The 19,488-nt window shown below is 37.6% G+C and carries 16 protein-coding genes and 1 pseudogene; 9 read left to right on the top strand and 8 right to left on the bottom strand.

The window, feature by feature from the left end; all coding sequences use genetic code 11:
* Positions 1-19: 19 nt before the first annotated feature.
* The 6 genes and pseudogenes from LB449_RS12610 (at position 20) to LB449_RS12580 (ending at position 8,323) form a co-directional block, all read left to right on the top strand.
* Complete coding sequence (locus LB449_RS12610; protein ID WP_224455481.1) at positions 20-418, top strand: HYC_CC_PP family protein; 399 nt, start codon at positions 20-22, stop codon at positions 416-418.
* An 87-nt stretch (positions 419-505) separates the two neighbouring features.
* A complete protein-coding gene (locus LB449_RS12605) occupies positions 506-4,393 on the top strand; it encodes an efflux RND transporter permease subunit (RefSeq protein ID WP_224455480.1) in 3,888 nt (1,295 codons plus the stop codon).
* Positions 4,394-4,397: 4 nt separating this feature from the next.
* Entirely contained in the window at positions 4,398-5,678 is a 1,281-nt protein-coding gene (locus LB449_RS12600; protein ID WP_224455479.1) for a TolC family protein, read from the top strand.
* 8 nt (positions 5,679-5,686) lie between these two features.
* Positions 5,687-5,836 (top strand): annotated as a pseudogene (locus LB449_RS12595) (permease); the annotation flags it as partial.
* Between the two features lie 100 nt (positions 5,837-5,936).
* Positions 5,937-7,577 carry an efflux RND transporter periplasmic adaptor subunit gene (locus tag LB449_RS12585; protein ID WP_317196224.1) on the top strand — a complete coding sequence of 547 codons (1,641 nt, stop codon included), beginning with the start codon at positions 5,937-5,939 and terminating at the stop codon, positions 7,575-7,577.
* Between the two features lie 32 nt (positions 7,578-7,609).
* The gene (locus tag LB449_RS12580; RefSeq protein WP_224455478.1) at positions 7,610-8,323 is read left to right on the top strand and encodes a heavy metal translocating P-type ATPase; all 714 of its coding nucleotides are present in this window, start codon (positions 7,610-7,612) and stop codon (positions 8,321-8,323) included.
* Here the strand turns inward: LB449_RS12580 and dinB are convergent.
* From dinB to LB449_RS12565, 3 genes are read right to left on the bottom strand one after another with little or no spacing between them, the layout of a single operon-like run.
* On the bottom strand, positions 8,320-9,423 hold the full coding sequence (gene dinB / locus LB449_RS12575; RefSeq protein ID WP_224455477.1) for a DNA polymerase IV: 1,104 nt from the start codon (positions 9,421-9,423) through the stop codon (positions 8,320-8,322). The two genes, LB449_RS12580 and dinB, sit on opposite strands and share 4 nt — an antisense overlap.
* Positions 9,424-9,471: 48 nt before the next feature.
* Complete coding sequence (locus tag LB449_RS12570) at positions 9,472-11,130, bottom strand: ABC transporter ATP-binding protein (RefSeq protein WP_224455476.1); 1,659 nt, start codon at positions 11,128-11,130, stop codon at positions 9,472-9,474.
* Positions 11,130-11,843, bottom strand: coding sequence for a 3'-5' exonuclease (locus tag LB449_RS12565; protein ID WP_224455475.1), 714 nt, complete (start codon positions 11,841-11,843; stop codon positions 11,130-11,132). Before LB449_RS12565 ends, LB449_RS12570 begins: the two co-directional genes overlap by 1 nt.
* 328 nt (positions 11,844-12,171) lie before the next feature.
* Between LB449_RS12565 and LB449_RS12560 the strand changes: the two genes are divergently transcribed.
* From LB449_RS12560 to rimM, 3 genes are all read left to right on the top strand, one after another.
* Positions 12,172-12,705: a sigma-70 family RNA polymerase sigma factor gene (locus tag LB449_RS12560; RefSeq protein WP_224455474.1), complete on the top strand. Its 534-nt coding sequence runs from the start codon at positions 12,172-12,174 to the stop codon at positions 12,703-12,705.
* Positions 12,706-12,858: 153 nt separating this feature from the next.
* Positions 12,859-13,431: a 30S ribosomal protein S16 gene (locus LB449_RS12555; RefSeq protein WP_224455473.1), complete on the top strand. Its 573-nt coding sequence runs from the start codon at positions 12,859-12,861 to the stop codon at positions 13,429-13,431.
* A gap of 14 nt (positions 13,432-13,445) precedes the next feature.
* On the top strand, positions 13,446-13,976 hold the full coding sequence (gene rimM / locus LB449_RS12550; RefSeq protein ID WP_224455472.1) for a ribosome maturation factor RimM: 531 nt from the start codon (positions 13,446-13,448) through the stop codon (positions 13,974-13,976).
* Between the two features lie 14 nt (positions 13,977-13,990).
* On the opposite strand, the gene rodA is transcribed toward rimM, so the two are convergent.
* The 5 genes from rodA to LB449_RS12525 are packed head-to-tail and all read right to left on the bottom strand — an operon-like array spanning position 13,991 to position 19,475.
* Positions 13,991-15,241, bottom strand: a complete 1,251-nt coding sequence (gene rodA, locus LB449_RS12545) for a rod shape-determining protein RodA (RefSeq protein WP_224455471.1) — start codon at positions 15,239-15,241, stop codon at positions 13,991-13,993.
* A 2-nt stretch (positions 15,242-15,243) separates the two neighbouring features.
* A complete protein-coding gene (mrdA, locus tag LB449_RS12540; protein WP_224455470.1) occupies positions 15,244-17,112 on the bottom strand; it encodes a penicillin-binding protein 2 in 1,869 nt (622 codons plus the stop codon).
* Positions 17,109-17,612, bottom strand: a complete 504-nt coding sequence (gene mreD, locus LB449_RS12535; protein ID WP_224455469.1) for a rod shape-determining protein MreD — start codon at positions 17,610-17,612, stop codon at positions 17,109-17,111. Before mreD ends, mrdA begins: the two co-directional genes overlap by 4 nt.
* On the bottom strand, positions 17,613-18,437 hold the full coding sequence (gene mreC / locus LB449_RS12530) for a rod shape-determining protein MreC (protein WP_224455468.1): 825 nt from the start codon (positions 18,435-18,437) through the stop codon (positions 17,613-17,615).
* Between the two features lie 9 nt (positions 18,438-18,446).
* Positions 18,447-19,475 (bottom strand): rod shape-determining protein, encoded by a 1,029-nt coding sequence (locus LB449_RS12525; protein WP_224455467.1) that lies wholly within the window; start codon positions 19,473-19,475, stop codon positions 18,447-18,449.
* Between the last annotated feature and the right edge of the window lie 13 nt (positions 19,476-19,488).

Genomic DNA, 19,488 nt, shown 5'->3' with positions numbered 1-19,488 from the left:
AAATAACTACTTTTGAATTATGAGATCATTAATTTCTAAAATAGGATCAATTGTTATAGCCCTTCTGGTGCTAGTCTCCACGATGTCATTTACCATCGATGCTCATTACTGTGGTAATATTTTAGTAGATAAAGCTATTTTATCTAAAGCACAAACTTGTGAAATGCACCAACATATGCCTTCAGAAAAGGAGTCTAGTTGTTGTGATAACGAGGTTGAAACTATTGAGGGGCAAGATATCCTCCAATTTTCTAAAGCTGAATTTGATTTGGATATTCCTTTAGAATTTACTGTTTTCAGTTTAATTTACTTCTGCGATTTAGATGTTTTTGAAAAGCAAATTGATGAATTTCAATTTTACAATCCCCCCCAATATTCGTTAGACCTTCAGCTGCTTAACCAGGTTTTCCTTATTTGATTATTAAAACTTACCGCATTTACTTTAACTGAATCAACTTCAGAATAAAAGTAAAACATGTTGTAACTGTTTTAATATCATATTCTTATGCTGAATACCATTATAAAGTTTTTTTTGAATCAACGGCTATTGTCGTTTATTCTACTTTCCACGATTGTCCTAGGAGGATTAATAGTTTCTCCCTTTCAATGGAATCTTTCTTTTTTACCAAAAAATCCTATTCCTGTAGATGCGATTCCCAACACGGGAGCAAATCAACAGATTGTCTTTACAGAATGGCCAGGGCGATCTCCACAAGATATTGAAGATCAAATTGGCTATCCGCTTACCACATACCTACTTGGTTTGCCAGGCGTAGAGACGGTGAGAAGCTCTTCTATGTTTGGATTTTCTAGTATCTATATCATCTTCGAAGAGGACACCGAGTTCTATTGGTCTAGATCTAGAATTGTAGAAAAACTGAGTGCCGTTCCAAAAGATTTATTGCCTCCAGATGTGAAACCCACCTTAGGTCCAGACGCCACTGCTTTGGGCCAAGTGTATTGGTATACTATTGAGGGGCGAGATAAAAATAATGATCCAACAGGAGGGTGGAGTTTACAAGAGCTAAGAAGTATTCAAGATTATTTTGTCAAGTACAGCTTGAGTAGTGCCAAAGGAATTTCTGAAGTTGCTTCCATCGGCGGGTATGTGAAAGAGTACCAAATAAATGTGAATCCGGAGGCTTTACGATCTTACGGTATTTCACTCATGCAGGTTGCTAATGCTGTAAAGTCTAGCAATCAAGATGTGGGAGCCAAAACTTTAGAGATCAATCAGGTTGAATATATTATCCGAAGCCTAGGAGATCTCGAAAGCTTAAAAGATATTGAAAATACGATGGTGGATGAGGTAAATAATGTTCCTGTCTATATCAAAGATATTGCGAAAGTTAACCTTGGACCAGCCCAGCGAAGGGGGATTCTGGACAAAGCGGGAGCTGAGGTTGTTGGAGGTGTGGTTGTTGCTCGAGATGGGTACAACCCCATGGAAGCCATTCAAAATATTAAAGATAAAATAGAAGAAGTCTCCCCTGGCTTGCCAACTAAAATCTTGGAAGACGGTACAGAAAGTAAACTCAAAATCATTCCCTTTTATGACCGTTCAGAATTAATCAACGAAACCATTGGCACTTTAGAGGAAGCCATCACTTTACAGTTGATTATCGCCATATTGGTGGTTATTATTATCATCTTCAATCTGAGGACGTCTTTAGTGATCTCATCCGTCTTACCCATATCGGTTTTGCTGGTTTTTATAGCGATGAAGATTTTCAATATACAAGCCAATATCGTTGCCCTTTCGGGAATTGCTATTGCCATAGGAACCATGATCGATCTTGCGGTGATCCTAACAGAAAACGTGGTCAAAAAATTTGAAGACCATCCGAATCGCGATCTACTTAAAAACATCTTCGATGGTTCTTCAGAAGTGAGTTCTGCCATTTTAACTGCTGTGCTAACTACCATTGTAAGTTTTGTTCCTGTGTTTAGTTTAGAAGCTGCAGAAGGAAAACTCTTTATCCCTTTGGCTTACACTAAAACTTTTGCTCTTGCTTCGGCTTTTTTGGTGACTGTATTGATTTTACCGAGTTTGATGTATTTTATTTTTAAAATAAAATTGAACAGATCAAAATTGTCTTGGTCTTTAAACGCCCTTCTTGTTTTATTGGGAGTATGGGCTGTTTTTTATTCATTTTGGTTAGGGATTTTTATTATTTTCTATGCCCTGAGTTTTTGGGTATCCAAAAATGCCCATCGCGATTTGAAAGCCCTCAAATACCTGCATTATTTTGTCATTATCCTAGGGTTTTTGATAGGCTTAGCTAAGCTTTGGTCTCCACTAGGTCCAGCAAATTCTATAATTAGTAATTTTCTTTTTGTAGGGGTTTTACTAGGTGTCATTTTAGGCTTTTATCTCATTTTACAAAAATACTACCTAGATATTTTGAATTTCTTTATGGCCAGAATGAAAGGCTTTCTAGCCTTAGTAGCTCTATTCCTGCTGGTAGCTGTTTTAATGTGGCAAGGATTTTCAAGTGTATTTGGATGGTCTCAACCCCTTTCCAATTCCATAGGGTTTTCTGTTGAAAAAACCCAAGTTTGGAAAGGCTTAGAGAGAACTTTTCCTGGCATTGGAAAAGAGTTTATGCCCAGTCTCGACGAAGGAAGTTTTATCCTGATGCCCACCAGCATGGCACACTCTGGAATTTCTTTTAACAAAGAAAAACTTCAACAAATGGATGTGTTGGTAAGTCAGATTCCAGAAGTGAAAACCGTTGTTGGTAAATTAGGTCGAGTCGAGTCTGCTATAGATCCTGCGCCAATTTCTATGTTCGAAAATCTCATCACCTATAAGTCAGAATTTGCCTTGGATGAGAATGGTAAACGCGTTGGTTATCGTGTGAATGAAAATGGACACTATCAAATTTCTGAAACACTTTATACATCCAAGTTTTCAGACTTAACTTCATTGTATTTTGATAACGAAACCTTCAGGTTTGTAGATGCAGATGGCGAAGTTTTGCCAGACAAGGTGAACGATGAGTTATTCTACGAGGTCGATAATCATTTTCAACGTTACTTAATTCAAGATGCAGGCGGGCGTTATTTCAGAAACTGGAGAAAGCACATTCAATCTAAAGATGATATTTGGGATGAAATTTCGAAAGTGACTAAAATCCCCGGAGTAACTTCTGCACCTCAGCTTCAGCCTATAGAAACAAGGCAAATTATGTTACAAACGGGAATGCGTGCTCCAATGGGAATAAAGGTGTCTGGACCAGACTTAAAAACGATTGAAGCTTTCGGACTTCGACTAGAAGAGATCTTAAAACAGGTTGAAACCGTCAAAACTGAAGCTGTTTTTGCCGATAGAATTGTTGGTAAACCTTATTTGAACATCGTCTTAAAGCGTCAAAACCTGGCAAAATATGGGCTGAGTGTAGATGAGGTCCAAAACTTTATTTCCGTAGCTGTTGGAGGGATGCCACTTACAGAGCTGATTGATGGCAGAGAGCGCTATGGGGTTAGGGTAAGATATCCACGGGAATTGAGAAATTCACCAGAAACTCTTAAAACGATGTTGATTTCTACATCCAATGGGACTCAAATCCCGATTGGGGAGATTGTAGATATCGAGTATGCTAGAGGTCCTCAAAACATCAAAAGTGAAAATACATTTTTAACGGGCTATGTTCTTTTTGATAAAGCTGAGGGAATTGCTGAAGTCACTGCAGTTGTAGACTCTAAAGCTCTTATCACTACTGAAATAGAAAACGGAAACTTAATTGTCCCTTCTGGAATCAGTTATCGCTTTGCAGGAAATTTTGAAAATCAAGTACGGTCAGAAAAACGCTTATCTATTATTTTACCACTGGTGTTGCTGGTCATTTTCTTAATCCTTTATTTCCAGTTCAAATCAGTGAGTATAAGTGCTATGATATTTTCTTCCATAGCGCTAGCCTTCAGTGGAGGTTTTATTTTAATCTGGTGCTATGGGCAAGGCTGGTTTTTAAATTTCAGTGTTTTTGGAGAAAACTTAAGAGATGTTTTTCAGTTGAAGACTATCAACTCGAGTGTTGCCGTATGGGTTGGATTCATTGCCCTCTTTGGTATTGCCACAGACGATGCCGTATTGATGGCTACATATTTAAAACAATCACTAAAAGATAATCCAACGAAGACAATTTCAGAATTGAAAACCGCCGTTATGGAAGGTGGGCAAAAGCGAATTCGTCCAGCCGTGATGACTTCCATTACAACTATTATCGCTCTGTTGCCTGTGTTATCTTCCACTGGAAAAGGATCGGATATCATGGTACCTATGGCGATTCCTGCTTTTGGTGGAATGTTGATGGCAAGTTTAACCTACTTTTTGTTGCCTATTTTATTCTACCTTTTTTATAAGAAAACGATGAACACCACTCAATCTTAAACTCATGAAATCTATTTTACACCCCTTACATCACAATTTCAAGAGCACTCATAGGATGACTGTAGTCTGTTGTTTTATAAGTATTTTGATGTTCAGCTGGTCCTCTTTTAGTCAAAGCCTCGAAGACTTACAACACCGAGCGGCTGAAAACAATTTGGAATTGAAAGCACAATTCAAACGTTTTGAAGCACAACTTGAAGATATCACAGAAGCCAAATCTTGGCAAGATCCCAACTTGAGTTTTGGATATTTTATAAGTCCAATAGAAACCCGAGTTGGTCCTCAGATTGCAAGATTTTCGTTGACTCAAAAGCTACCATGGTTTGGAACCTATAAAGCTAAAGGTAACATTGCTGCGTTTAGAGCTGAAGCTGAATTTGAAAAATTTCAAGATCAAAAATTGAAGTTATTTCTTAATGTTGCTCAGAAGTATTACGATCTTTTGGCCTTAAGGTATATCACAGAACTTGAAACTAAACAACTTGAGATTTTGGAAAATCTGAAAGCTATAGTAGAATCTAACTACAAAAATAATAAAGCCAGGTTGGTTGATATTTTGAGAGTAGATCTGGAAATGGATAAACAATTGAGTACAATTCAAGTTTTAAAAGACCAAGACCAAGCTTTTGTCACCCAAATCAATCAATTGATAGATAGGCAGTTGAACACTCCTGTCCATATTCTAAACCCAAAGCAGATTCTGGAACAAAATGAATCGATTGAAATAGATTCTATGGTTAGAAATCACCCTAGACTAGAAGCGATTCGCAAATTGAAAGCCTCCAATGAGGCAGAAAGCGATTTGGCCAAAAAAGAAGCGATGCCACAGTTTGGTTTAGGATTGGATTATGCTATTATCCAAGACCGAAATGTTCAAAATGCAGAGGCTGGTCAAGATGCGATTATGCCTATGTTATCGGTGAGCTTACCTATCTTTGGGAAGAAGAATAAATCTAGAAAAAAGGCAGTTTCACTTCAAGGAGAATCTATTGAATTCCAATTGGAAAACGAAGAGTCGCGTTTGGAAACCGAAATTCAAGTTGCTCTTTATAAACAAGATGAACTTTTTAGTCTACTTAGCTTATACGATAAGCAGCTATTGAGCTTAAAAGATATCCTTCAACTTTCTGAAACCGCATTAGCCAATGCTAGCATGGGAATAGAAGAAGTTTTGCGCTTGCAAGAAGAGCGTTTACTCTATGAGAAACAACGGGCCAAAACGTTGGCCGATCTTCAAAAAACCGATGAAACTTTAATCTACTTAACTTCAAACTCAGACTTATGAGCAGCGATATCTCTTTCAAAAAAGGAGCTAGTTTTGTATCCTCAATGGCGTTTTTGTTGGCTTCCACAAACTTGGTCATAGTACTCGGAATTGTCATCTCTATGTTTTTAGGCTGGCAATTTGTTTTGGGTGAATATGGTGGTGGAATTTTGCTTTTAGAAAAAGCTTTAAAATACCTCGCCTTCATAAGCTTTATTTGGCTGTTGGTTGGAATTCAAGTCCAATACATATTTAATTATTAACGAACATATTTCAATAATGAACACTAAATTTAAAACGTACTTAATCGCCGGACTGGTTTTAGTTCTTGGTATTTTCATTGGAGCTAGCCTATTTTCTTCTGAAGAGAATGCGGAGGATCATAATCATTCCGCAGAAACAGAATCTTCGGTTTGGACTTGCTCTATGCACCCACAAATCCGTAACAGCAAACCAGGCGATTGTCCTATCTGTGGGATGGACTTGATTCCTGCCAACACCCTAGAGGAAACGGTAGATCCAGATGCTATCCGAATGACTAAGTCTGCAAGGGCTCTGGCTAAAATAGAAACAACGCTGGTTGGCGATGGGAAAAGGACCACTTCAAACTTAGAACTTTCTGGTCAACTAGACATTAATGAAAAAAGTAAAACGAGTTTAACCACAAATTTTGATGGTAGAATTGAGCAGCTAAACATAAATTTTGAAGGGGAAACCGTTCAAAACAATCAAGTAGTTGCTGAATTGTATTCTTCCACTATTCAAGTTTTGAAAGATGAATACGCTTTAGCGAAACGCACGGATAACGAAAGCATAATGCAAAGTGTGGTTCAAAAAATTGAGAATCTAGAACTGAGTTTACAAGACATTCAAAACAAGTCTAAGTCTTCAACAATATCATTGAGAGCTCAGCAAACAGGGAATGTTACACAACTAATGGTAGCTCAGGGCGACCAAGTGAAAGCTGGACAAGCACTTATGGAAATTACAGATTTGTCCACGCTTTGGGCGATGTTTGATGTTTATGAGCAAGACCTAAACCTCATTAAAGTTGGTGATGAAATGAGCATGAATATAGGAGGAGCAGCGGTGACAGGTAAAGTGGATTTTATTTCACCTATTTTCAATACAGAAGAGCGATCTGCCAAAGTAAGGGTTGTGGTCCAAAATCCTAATTTGAGATGGAAGCCTGGCGTTTTTGTCACAGGAGTAGTTAGTACTAACGTTACAAACACAAAAAACGAAACTCCTTTATATGTCCCCAAATCTTCAGTGCTTTGGACAGGTAAACGCTCTATAGTTTACAAGCAATTGGAAAACGAAAACGGTGTTTATTTCAAACTAACGACAGTTGAAATAGGACAAACCTCAGGAGACAATATTGAAATTTTATCAGGATTGCAAGTAGGAGATGAGGTGGTTACTCAAGGGGCTTTTAGTATTGATTCTGAAGCACAACTTGCCGATAAGACTAGCATGATGGACCCAAAAACAGAAAAGCCAAAGCCAAAGTTCTCTGTTGAAGAAGAGATAAACTTAAATCCGAAAGCTATTGCTCAGCTTTTATCCGATTATAGGCAACTTAAAACTGCTTTATCTTCAGATAATTTCGAAGATGCCAAAATCAATTATAAAAAATTGGCGACTTCTTTTTCTAAGCTGAAGCTGAGAAAGCTTCAGAATGCAGATAAAATTAAATCCATAGACGAACTAAGAGAAGAGTTTCTAGTCCTTTCAGAAGATATCATTGCGATAGCAAAATCTTCAAACCCAACTGATCAGTTACTTTATGTACAGCGTTGCCCTATGGCTAATAATAGTGAAGGAGCGTCTTGGCTAAGCTTTACCAAAGAGATTGAAAATCCCTATTATGGAGCCTCTATGTTGACCTGTGGAAGCACTATAGACTCGATTCAATGATTAACTTTATATCATAATTTAAAGATAGCATAATGACACACACCTATAAAGTGACTGGCATGACCTGCCAATATTGTAAAGCAAGCGTAAAAGAAGGGCTAGAACATCTAGAACACGTTAAGTCCGCTTCTGTTAATCTAGAAGCTGAGGAAGCTGAAATTGACATGGAACAGCATATAGAAGTATCTACCCTCCAAGAAGCTATTTCAAAGAAATATCAGATCTCCAAAAAATCTGATTTTAAAGATACTTCGAGTGCAAATCTTCAAGAACAGTCTAAGTTTCAACAACTTTTCCCCTTGTTTCTAATCTTTGGATATATCACAGGGGCTTCAGTGCTATTGAATTCCACTTCTTGGGAATTGGATTCGTTTATGTTTGATTTTATGGGCCTGTTTTATATTGTTTTTAGTTTCTTCAAATTTCTTGATTATAAAGGATTTCCAGACTCATTTAGAATGTACGATCCGTTAGCCAAAGTTTTGCCTGCTTACGGCTGGGCGTATCCTTTTATAGAAACGGCCCTGGGCTTGATGTTTCTTTTAAGGTTTGAAATTGACGTGGCTTTGGTCGCTACAATTGTAATCTTGGGAATCACGAGCATTGGAGTAACACGCTCCTTATTCTCCAAAAAAGTGATTAAATGTGCCTGTCTTGGGACAGCGCTTAATCTACCGATGACTGAAGCTACCTTTATTGAAAACACGATCATGCTGGTGATGGCTGTGTGGATGTTGTTTTTTTAAAATGGTAATTTTAACTGCTCTTCTTTCGGAATAGAAGTCGCTTTGATGGTTTTAGATCCTTCGGTGTTGAGGTTGGAAAGCGAAATTCCCAATAATCGAATGGAATCTTTGATGGGTTCCTGATACAATAAAGCTTTAGTTTCTTCCATAATCAAGGCTTTGGAAGCGATAAATAGCTTTAAAGTTTTGCTTCGGGTTTGGATACTGAAATCACTATACTTTAATTTTAAGGTGATGGTCTTCCCTGCTACTTTGCTGCTTTTTAATCTTTTTTCAACTTCGTCTGCTATGTCTTCCAGTTTTTCGAGCATGTAGATTTCCGAAGAAATATTTTCAGAAAAGGTACGTTCGGCGCCAAGAGATTTACGAATTCTGCTGGGCTTGACTTCGCTAAGATGAATACCGCGAACCACATTGTAGTAGTGCGAGCCGCTTTTTCCGAAATGTTCCTGTAGATAATCAAGAGGTTTAAGCTTTAGATCGGCGCCTGTGAAAATACCCAATCGGTACATTTTATCCTGAGTCACTTTTCCAACACCGTAAAATTTTCTGATATCCAATTGTTCTAAAAAATAGATTACCTCTTCTGGTGGAATGGTTTTCTGACCATTCGGTTTATTGATATCGCTGGCTATTTTGGCAATAAATTTATTGATGGAGATACCTGCAGAAGCATTCAGCCCCGTTTTAGATTTAATTTTCTCTCTGATCTCTCTTGCTAAAATCGTGGCGCTGGGAAAATCAAATTTATTGACGGTGACGTCCAGATAGGCTTCATCCAGAGAAAGGGGTTCAACCAGGTCGGTGTACTCAAAAAAAACTTTTCGGATGCGTTGAGAGATTTCTTTATAACGCTCAAAGCGAGGTCTTACAAATATCAGGTGTGGGCACAATCTTGCCGCTTGTCGACCGCTCATGGCGCTTTTCACACCGTATTTTCTCGCTTCATAGCTAGCAGCAGCCACTACACCGCGTTTAGAACTCCCTCCCACGGCCAATGCCTTATCCCGTAAACTTGGATCATCCAGTTGTTCTACAGACGCATAAAAAGCGTCCATATCCACGTGAATAATTTTACGGAGATGGTCTTGAAAGTTCATGAGCAAAAATAGGGAAAGACTAAGGAAAACTTTGGTATTAAGATGTAATTAAATACCCTTCGGTATAGCTTCAATTAACTGTTGTGTATAGGCTTTTTGAGGATGCGCATAGACCTCATTAGCCTCCCCTTGTTCTACGATCTTTCCCTCGTGCATCACAAGCAACTGATCTGCCATGTATTTGACGACGGCCAAATCATGCGAAATAAAGATATAGGTGAAGCCAAAATCAGTTTTAAGTTCGTTGAGTAAATTCAAGACCTGAGCTTGAACTGAAATATCCAACGCTGACACCGATTCGTCGCAGATGATCAATTTGGGCTCTACGGCGATGGTTCTGGCAATGCCGATACGCTGTCGCTGGCCGCCGCTAAACTCATGGGGATATCTGTCAAAATGCTCCTCAGATAAGCCCACCCGCTCCAACAATTGAATTGTTTTTTGTTTCCTGGATTCTGCATCCCCATATAAACCATGCACTTTCATAGGTTCCATGATGGCTTTGCCTACCGAAAGCCTGGGGTTTAAACTTGAAAACGGATCCTGGAAAATCAGCTGAATGTCTTTTCGAAGTTGGCGTAAAGCTTCGCCTTTTAAGTTGGTTATGGATTTGCCCTGATACAAAATATCACCTTCAGTAGGATCATCAAGTCGAAGTATGGCATTCCCCAGCGTTGATTTTCCACAGCCAGATTCACCAACTAGACCCAAGGTTTCGCCTTCATATATTTTAAAACTGACATCGTCAACGGCGTTTACTTTTTCTGGTTTTGAAAAACATCCGTCATTAGAAATAAAGGTTTTCCTGATGTTTTTGACCTCCAGTAAAGGGGGGTGAGAATAAATTGATTCATGTCTTTTTTTCCTTTCTTCTGAAGTTTCCACGGCAGCTTTTGGAGTCTCCAGTATATAGTCTTTAACGGTAGGCAAGGCTTTAAGACGGTGATTTGTAGAAGGTTTTGAAGCCAGGAGAGCTTTGGTATATTGATGTTTGGCATTTTTGAAAATACTAGCCACGTCGTCCTGTTCTACAATCTCCCCCTGATACATGACGGCCACCCGGTCTGCAATTTCAGAGACCAGCGCCAGATCGTGAGAAATGAAAATGATACTCATTTGGGTTTCTTGCTGGAGTGATTTCAGCAATTTTAAAATCTCTTTTTGGACTGTGACGTCTAGTGCTGTGGTAGGCTCGTCGGCAATTAAAATTTTGGGCTTGCAGGCAATGGCCATAGCGATCATCACCCTTTGCTTTTGTCCGCCGCTGATTTCATGAGGATAACTTTTAAATATCGCTTCTGGTCGAGGTAATTTTACTTTTTCAAAGAGGTTAAGTACCTCTTTTTTTGCTTTAGTTTTTGAAAGTTGCTTATGCCGAATCAAGACTTCTGCCACCTGCTTCCCGCAGCGCATTGAAGGATTTAGAGAACTCATGGGTTCCTGGAAAATCATGGAGATGTCATTTCCTCTTAGGTTTTGAAATTGCTGATTACTGTATGTGATCAAGTCTTGCTTTTGAAATAAAATGCTGCCATCTACTTTTGCCTTAGAGCCTAGTAAGCCTAAAATGGATAAGGTAGACACCGACTTCCCCGAACCGGATTCGCCCACAATTCCTAAAATCTCATTGGGCTGCAAGTCAAAGCTGATATTCTTGATGACCTGTTGTTCTCCAAAGTTTATGTTAAGCTGTTTGACGTTAAGCATTAGACAGATATGAGTTCGTGATCTTCCAAAAGTTCTTCTTGGCGGAGTTTTAAAATTAACTGCGCCACAGCAATAACGTCTTTTTCGCAGTAAGTTACAATCCTGTCCAGGTCTTTTTCTTTATAAAACACATCTCGTACCTGGCTGCCATCAATATCATCTTTTGGGGATGGGATATTGAAAAGTTCGGTGAGTAATTTTAAAGAGGTATAGTGTTTGTAATCCCCAAATTTCCACAATTCTAAAGTATCTAAATGCGGGATCTCCCAGGGTTTCTTGCCAAACAACTGAAGCTTTTCGGGAAGTGAGATGCCAAGAATCAACATACGTCTGGCGATATAAGGGAAGTCAAATTCCTTGGCATTGTGGCCACACATGAGGTGATGAGGTAAGCTGAAGTAGTCTTCCAAAAGATGTTTGAAACGTTTTAATAAATCGGCTTCTTCCCCATAGAAACTGGTAGTTCTGAATTTTCGTTCGCTGCCCTTAAAATTGAAGTAACCGACAGAAATACATACAATTTTTCCAAACTCGGCCCAAATGCCAGCTCGGTCGTAAAATTCTTCTGGAGTAAAGTCTTCTTTTCGCTGGTATTGGGTTTTGTCTGCGTAGAGTTTTTGCTTGACGGTAGACAAGTCGTTAAAACTTTCAGCTTCAGGAACCGTTTCAATATCCAGAAAGAGAACGTGTTCCAGGTTGAGTTTGTGTAGCATGAGAGGATGTTTTTCAGATTAACTAAGTTAGGAATTATTTTGTTAAATTTCCTTATTTGCCCATTTCACTATATGTTGAGTGCCTATGTCAATAAAAAGATTTTCAATTTAATGTATCCTTTTTAAGCTTATTTAGTCTACTTATTGAATCATAAATCCAAAAATCATGAATACATGCAAGTGTACAAACTGTGACTGTACTAAATGCAATTGCAAAAATTGTTTAGAAAACAACTGTCCTTGTTCTCAATGTGACTGTAACAAGTGTGATTGTTGTTAAATTCAAAAGGCGGGATTAATGTCCTGCCTTTTATTTATTTCAAAAAAGATGGAAACAAAAACAATATGGAACGATTTTAATGAAGAATTGTACTTTTTCATTCTAAAAAAAGTAAAGAACAAAACAGTTGCGAATGATATTTTTCAAAACACTTTTTTAAAAATTCATAAAAATCGGTCTTCACTTCAAAGTGATGGAAAAGTGAAAGCCTGGATCTTTCAAATCGCTCGCCATGAAATCGCTAATTACTTCAACAAAGAATTGGTGTATGTGGAAAACTTCAATACAGAAAATGAAATTGCTCTAGAAAACTTTCAGCAGATATGTTTTTTTGACAGGTTTATAAACAAATTGCCTCAGATTTATAAAGAGACTATTAATGAAGTGTATATAAAAGGGGAAAAGCAAAAAGATGCTGCAAAAGTGTTGGGGATAAGCCTTGAAAATTTAAAAGCTAGAATTAGAAGAGCAAAGTGCATTTTAAAAGTGAACTTTAATGAATGTTGTAAATATGAAATTGATAGAAATGGTAAGCTGGTAGGAGAATCAAACTGCTCTACCTGTCAAGACGACTTTAACTAAGGGCTAGTTTTAAAGACACTAAAGATAGTTCTATTCAACTTCAGCAGAGAAGGTAATTATCTTAAACCCAAACCTCTGTATTTCAAAAAATAAACTTACTTTTGCACCTCATTATTAATAACAGGGGTCGGGAACTCCAAAATTTAATTTTTTATGCCAGTTAAAATAAGATTACAAAGACACGGTAAGAAAGGAAAACCTTTTTACTGGATCGTCGCTGCAGATGTTCGTTCAAAAAGAGATGGTAAATACCTAGAGAAATTAGGCGTTTATAATCCTGTAACTCAACCTGCAACTATTGAACTAGACCTAGATTCATCTGTGAAATGGTTAAGAAACGGTGCTCAACCAACTGACACTGCAAGACGTATTTTATCTTACAAAGGCGCTATGATGAAAAAACACCTGTTAGCGGGTGTTGACAAAGGAGCGTTGACAGAGGAAGAAGCAGAGAAGAAATTCGAAGCTTGGATGTCTGAAAAAGAGGATAAAATATCGACTTCTGCAGAAAAAACGGCGAAAGCTAAAGAAGCAGAAAGAGAAAAAGCATTGGAAGCGGAAAGAGAAGTAAGTGCTAAGCGTGAAGCTGAAGCTAAAGCTGCTCAGGAAGAGGAAGAAGCAAAAGCAAAAGAAGAAGCAGAGGCTAAAGCAGCTGCGGAAGCGGAAGCAGAAGCTCCTGCAGAAGAAGAAAAAGCTTCTGAAGAAGAGACTAAAAAAGAGGATTAACTAAAGGATTTACGATGACAAAAGACCAGTGTTTTTATTTGGGTCACATCGTGAGTAAATTTAGTTTTAAGGGGGAGTTGCAAATCAAATTGGATACCGACGAACCTGGACTCTACCAAAACCTGGAATCAATTTTTGTGGATTACCGCAATAAATTGATTCCTTTTTTTATTGAAAAATCCAATCTCCAAAAAAGCAATCTACTTCGTGTCAAACTTGAGGAAGTTGATGAGGAAGCAGATGCAGACGACCTGCTTAAAAGAGATGTTTACTTACCATTGTCTCAGTTGCCTAAACTAGGAGAAAATCAATTTTACTATCACGAGATTATAGATTATAGAGCTGTTGATGAAACTCATGGAGAAATCGGCAGCATTAAGTTCGTCAATGACCAAACCATGCAGGCGCTTTTTTTTATTGACTTCAACGGGAAAGAGATCATTATCCCTGTTAATGACAGGTTTATTCAAAAAGTGGATAAAGAAGAAAAAACGATTTACTTCAAAACTCCTGAAGGTCTAATCGACATGTATCTTGAAGATTAGATAGCTAGCTCTAGCTAGTTCAAGCTCTTTCTTTTAGCATCCAGCTTAAGGAAAATTAGTACTAATATCAAGAATCCCCACAAGCCTGAGCCGCCATAGCTAAAAAATGGCAATGGAATTCCCACGGTTGGAAACAAGCCAATTACCATGGCAACGTTTACAAAAAAGTGCACAAAAATTACTGACATTACCGAATATCCGTAAACTCTGCTAAACTGATTTTTTTGTCGTTCGGCAAGGTGAAATAATCTTAAAATAAGCAGCGTAAATAAAATAACCACAATACTTGTTCCCATAAAGCCCCATTCCTCTCCTACGGTGCTAAAGATGTAATCAGTATGTTGTTCTGGCACAAACCGACCTTGGGTCTGAGAACCTTTTAGCCAGCCTTTTCCTGTCCATCCACCGCTACCAATAGCGACCTCACTTTGATAAAGATTAAACGCAGACCCTTTGATGTCATTGGTCTCACCAATAAGCACATCAAACCTATCTTTTTGGTGAGGTAACAAAACTGAATTTAAAATAAAATTGACAGAATATGAAAATCCAATTCCGAATAATAATATCAATGCGTATTTCCAGAGTTTTGGCTTATTCCTTTTATTGAACAGATATACAATGATGATTAAAACACCAAAAATGGGTGCGAACAGGGTAAAACCAAATTTAAGTGTAAGAATGAAAATGGCTGCAGTGAGGAAACCAATGCTTATGTAAAAGTGAGGAAGGCCTTCTCTGTAGAGTGGAATCAAAAATGCTAAATAAATAAGTGCGCTACCCGCATCAGGTTGAAGCATAATGAGTGCGAGAGGAACACCAATTATAGCAAAGGCTTTAAATTGGGATTTAAATCGTGACAAGTCATTGTCTAAATCGCTTATATACTTTGCCAAAGCCAATGCAACAGCTACTTTCACAAATTCAGCAGGTTGAATACTAAATGCTCCAAAAGAATACCAAGCTGTTTGTCCTGCGATGGTTTTTCCGAAAGCGAAAAGGCCTAAAAGTGACAAAACAGCAAAAAGATAAATGATATTGGCGAATCTTTCAAAGAATTTGCTTTCCAGGGCTAAGATGACAACACCAATTAAAGCCCCTAAGAATATCCATAGCAGCTGCTTTCCATATATCTTGGAAAGATCCAAGATGCTTTCATCAGGACTTACAAATGTGGTAGAATAAATATTGCCCCAGCCAAAACCTATAAGAATCGCAATGATAAGAATCGTAAGCCAATCGATTTGCAGTAACGTTTTGGGCATTTTTACTGGTTAATTTTAAAAGGTTCACCAGAATAAGGTTTAGCATATTCATCTTCCAGAGTGTTATTCAAAATCCATCTTTCCAAATCTGTTCTTTCGATTTCGTCCTTAAGATATTTTTCTATCATAAGAGTAGAGATTCTACCAGCATAACGAGAACCCCAGTAGCCATTCTCTACAAAAACGGCTAAGGCGATTTTAGGGTCATCCTTGGGAGCAAAAGCGATAAAAATTGAATGATCTGTTAGCTGAACTCTTTCCCCGTCAATTTTAGTGTAATTTTCTGAAGTTCCTGTTTTTCCACACACTTCAATACCAGGAACTCTAAGAAACTTTGCAGTACCATAATTGAAAACATCGTGCATCCCTTGTATAATAGGATCAAAATGTTCTTTATCTATAGTAGTGACTTGCTTAGTTGTATATTTTTCTTCTTTTATGGATTTGTCGTCTACTTTTTTAATGATATGAGGTCTGTAGAACCAACCTTTATTGGCAATAGCAGCTGTGGCGTTCGCCAATTGAATTGGCGTGGTAAGGACCTCTCCTTGACCTATAGCATTAGATAAGGTTGCACTTGCATACCATTGATATGTCGGATACCTGTACGCTCTGTTATAATAATCAGCATCTGGTAACAATCCGGCTCTACCGACTGGTAAATCATATCCTAAATAATCCCCTAAACCAAAACTTGCCATGTGACCTCGCCAGACGTCTATACCTTTTTGGGGAGTATCATATTTTTCAATAGTTCGTCTATAGATTTGAGCAAAATAAGAATTACAAGAGTGCGCAATGCCAGTAACCATTTGAACTGGACTCGGGTGGTTATGACATCCCATTCTTACACCTCTAGCATAGGAATACCCACCATTGCACCTAAAATCTTCTTCTAAATCTACTACACCTTCCTGAAGAGCTACCAGGCCAGTAAGTGCTTTAAATGGAGAGCCTGGAGCATAAATCGCCTGCAAAGCTCTATTGTATAAGGGCTTTTGGATAGTATCGTAATACAACTCTGTAAAATTTCTGGAACGTTTTCTCCCTACCAATAAGTCTGGATCGTAAGAGTGTGCTGTGACCAAGCTTAAAATTTCACCTGTACTAGGTTCTATAGCAACAATCCCCCCGCGCTTTCCTTTCATCAACTTTTCGCCATAAGCCTGAAGTTTTGCATCTATGGTAAGATGTAAATCACTTCCTTTTTTGGAAACCGTATCAAATTTACCTTCTTTAAAGGGTTTGATGTTTTTGTTATGAATATCTCTGAGGTAATGTTTAACTCCCCGTTCTCCTCTTAAGACTTCTTCGTATTGTTCTTCTACGCCTTGTTTTCCCTTCAGATCACCTGATTGGTAATAAGATTTTTCTGAAATTTCTCCTTGACCAACTTCTGCTATATAGCCTAAAATATTGGCGCTATGTTTTACATCATAATCCCTTAAAGATCTTTTCTGAATATAAAACCCCTGGTATTTATGCATGCGCTCTTGCAGGTAAGCATACTCCTTTTTTGTAAGTTGAGGTGTGATCACTGATGCTAGCCTTGGTGAGTAACGCCAGGCTCTTTCAAGTTGAGTTTTAAGTCTTTCAGGAGTTAATTTTAATAGACTTGCTAACTCTAAAGTGTCAAATTCTTTAACTTCAAGAGGTACAGCCATCACATCATAAGCGGGTTGGTTGCCCACCATCAATTCTCCATTTCTATCGTAGATATAACCTCGCTGAGGATAATCATAAACTTTCCTTACAGAAATGTTTGTTGAAACTTCGTCATAACTATCATCCATTATTTGTAGATAAAATAGTCGAATCAAAAAGAGGAAGGCTGTAAAACTTACTAGAATGATGGGGAGTAACTTTCTCATTTACTGGTTTTTCGAATTAAATTTAAAGTGATCAATATCAAGATTATACTGAAAATTGAAGAATAAACAATCTTTTCAAACAGATATAATAAATGATTAACACTAAAAATTTCCAGGGAAAAAAGAATTGTATGATGTAATAAAACCATTAAACTTACATAAACAAATCGAGATTTGAAAGGTGCATCATAAAACTTTAAGGTTTGATAATCATAGCTTAAGCCAAATGCATTTCTAAGAAACAAAGGTCTTAAGTAAGCTATAACTAAAGTTGCTGCCGCATGAATCCCTCCGCTATCTTCAAAAAAATCTAAGCAAATGCCCAAAGCAAAAGCTAAAAAAAGCTTTTGGATAGAGTTGATATTGAAAGGTAATAAGATGATAAGTAATGGATAAATATAAGGATTGATATACCCGAATATTTCAAAATGGTTCAAAATCAAAACCTGAACTAGAATAAGAAGGACGAACCTTATGCTATTTATGAAATATGTTTTCATCTAGGGCTGTTCAGGATTTAATAATTTGTAAGCTTCTTCTCTTCTCGTGTTTTCTATGACATAAACATGTTTTAAATTCGTCATGTCGTTGAACAATTTCACTGAAATATTATAATAACCTACATTCTCGTCCAACTCATACTTGCTTATAATTCCAATTGGAACATTTTCAGGAAAAATAAGAGAACGGCCACCTGTAGTTATGGTGTCTCCAACTTTAACGGGTGCAGATCTGGGAACATCTACTAAGCTCAATATATTTGGATTCTTTCCATCCCAAGTCAAGGTTCCAAAATGATTTGTCTTTTTGAGTTGAGCATTTATGGATGTGTTAGTATTCAGAATTGAAATCACTCTCGAAAACTCCTGACTCACATTTTCTATTATTCCTACTATGCCTTTGCTGGAGATAACTCCTAGGTCTTCTTTAATGCTATCTTTTACTCCACCTTTGATGAGAAGAAAGTTATCTATTTTGTCGTAGTAATTTGAAACAACAGTCGACTTTTGAATTCTGTATAACGTATCTGTAATAAAGTCTAATTTAGGTTCTAAAGTATCTTCAGAAGGAGAAAGGTTTAATAATTTTTTTCTTAAGACTTCATTTTCTTCAGCAAGAATTTCATTTTGAGTCTTTAAACCAAAATATTGTGAAATACCTTCTGAAGTTTCTAAAACATTTCCAGTAACGAAATTTGCAGAGGAAACCACTTTGCTATTATGGTAGGTATGCGCTTTGAAGGTTAATCCAAGCGCTATTGTCATAAGAATGATAAACACCAAACCTGTCTTATTTTTAATAAGAAATAAAATGATTTGCTGCATAGCTTAGACTTATTTTAGAAGAACAGCTTTGTATCTTTCTAGATCTTTTAGTGTAATTCCTGTTCCTCTTACAATGGCCCTTAATGGATCTTCGGCTATATAAACTGGTAAGTCTGTTTTTTGAGATAAACGTTTATCGAGACCTCTCAGCATAGAACCACCGCCGGCGAGGTATATTCCTGTATTGTAAACGTCTGCGGCCAATTCTGGAGGAGTTTGTGATAATGTTTCCATAACAGCATCTTCAATTCTTAGGATGGATTTGTCGAGAGCTTTAGCTATTTCTCTGAAGGAAATCTCCACTTGCTTAGGTTTTCCAGTTAATAAATCACGTCCTTGAACGCTCATATCTTCTGGTGCTGTTTCCAGATCTTCTGTAGCAGAACCTATTTGGATTTTGATCTTTTCTGCAGTGCGTTCTCCAATGAAAAGGTTGTGCTGAGTTCTCATGAAGTAAATGATATCGTTGGTAAACACATCACCAGCAATCTTTACAGATTTATCGCATACGATTCCTCCAAGAGCAATCACAGCAATTTCTGTAGTACCACCACCAATATCCACAATCATGTTTCCTTTGGGTTGCATGATATCGACGCCAATACCAATAGCCGCGGCCATAGGTTCGTGTATCAGATAAACCTCTTTACCGTTGACACGTTCTGCAGAATCCTTAACAGCACGCATCTCAACTTCTGTGATTCCACTTGGAATACAAATGACCATACGAAGAGACGGTGTGAACAAACGTTTTTTGAGCGCAGGAATTTCTTTAATGAACATACTTATCATTTGCTCACTGGCATCAAAATCTGCAATAACTCCATCTTTCAGTGGTCGTACAGTTTTTATGTTTTCATGCGTTTTTCCCTGCATCATAGCAGCTTCTTTTCCTACCGCAATAATTTTTCCAGTTAATCGATCTCGTGCTACAATCGACGGGCTATCCACGACTACTTTATCATTATGAATGATAAGCGTATTTGCAGTTCCTAAATCTATAGCTATATCTTCGGTAAGAAAATCAAAAAATCCCATGAGTATATTGTTT

The sequence above is a fragment of the Psychroflexus lacisalsi genome (assembly GCF_020164495.1).
GTDB classification, from domain to species: domain Bacteria; phylum Bacteroidota; class Bacteroidia; order Flavobacteriales; family Flavobacteriaceae; genus Psychroflexus; species Psychroflexus lacisalsi.
Note: the sequence above shows the minus strand (reverse complement) of the source record. Positions and strands in the feature narration are given on the sequence as shown.

Coding starts and splice junctions, on each gene's coding strand:
- LB449_RS12560 (WP_224455474.1), top strand. CDS start 12,172: ATGGAAACAAAAACAATATGGAACGATTTTAATGAAGAATTGTACTTT.
- LB449_RS12585 (WP_317196224.1), top strand. CDS start 5,937: ATGAACACTAAATTTAAAACGTACTTAATCGCCGGACTGGTTTTAGTT.
- LB449_RS12605 (WP_224455480.1), top strand. CDS start 506: ATGCTGAATACCATTATAAAGTTTTTTTTGAATCAACGGCTATTGTCG.
- LB449_RS12580 (WP_224455478.1), top strand. CDS start 7,610: ATGACACACACCTATAAAGTGACTGGCATGACCTGCCAATATTGTAAA.
- rimM (WP_224455472.1), top strand. CDS start 13,446: ATGACAAAAGACCAGTGTTTTTATTTGGGTCACATCGTGAGTAAATTT.
- mrdA (WP_224455470.1), bottom strand. CDS start 17,112: ATGAGAAAGTTACTCCCCATCATTCTAGTAAGTTTTACAGCCTTCCTC.
- dinB (WP_224455477.1), bottom strand. CDS start 9,423: ATGAACTTTCAAGACCATCTCCGTAAAATTATTCACGTGGATATGGAC.
- LB449_RS12555 (WP_224455473.1), top strand. CDS start 12,859: ATGCCAGTTAAAATAAGATTACAAAGACACGGTAAGAAAGGAAAACCT.
- LB449_RS12600 (WP_224455479.1), top strand. CDS start 4,398: ATGAAATCTATTTTACACCCCTTACATCACAATTTCAAGAGCACTCAT.
- LB449_RS12525 (WP_224455467.1), bottom strand. CDS start 19,475: ATGGGATTTTTTGATTTTCTTACCGAAGATATAGCTATAGATTTAGGA.
- LB449_RS12570 (WP_224455476.1), bottom strand. CDS start 11,130: ATGCTTAACGTCAAACAGCTTAACATAAACTTTGGAGAACAACAGGTC.
- mreD (WP_224455469.1), bottom strand. CDS start 17,612: ATGAAAACATATTTCATAAATAGCATAAGGTTCGTCCTTCTTATTCTA.
- rodA (WP_224455471.1), bottom strand. CDS start 15,241: ATGCCCAAAACGTTACTGCAAATCGATTGGCTTACGATTCTTATCATT.
- mreC (WP_224455468.1), bottom strand. CDS start 18,437: ATGCAGCAAATCATTTTATTTCTTATTAAAAATAAGACAGGTTTGGTG.
- LB449_RS12565 (WP_224455475.1), bottom strand. CDS start 11,843: ATGCTACACAAACTCAACCTGGAACACGTTCTCTTTCTGGATATTGAA.
- LB449_RS12610 (WP_224455481.1), top strand. CDS start 20: ATGAGATCATTAATTTCTAAAATAGGATCAATTGTTATAGCCCTTCTG.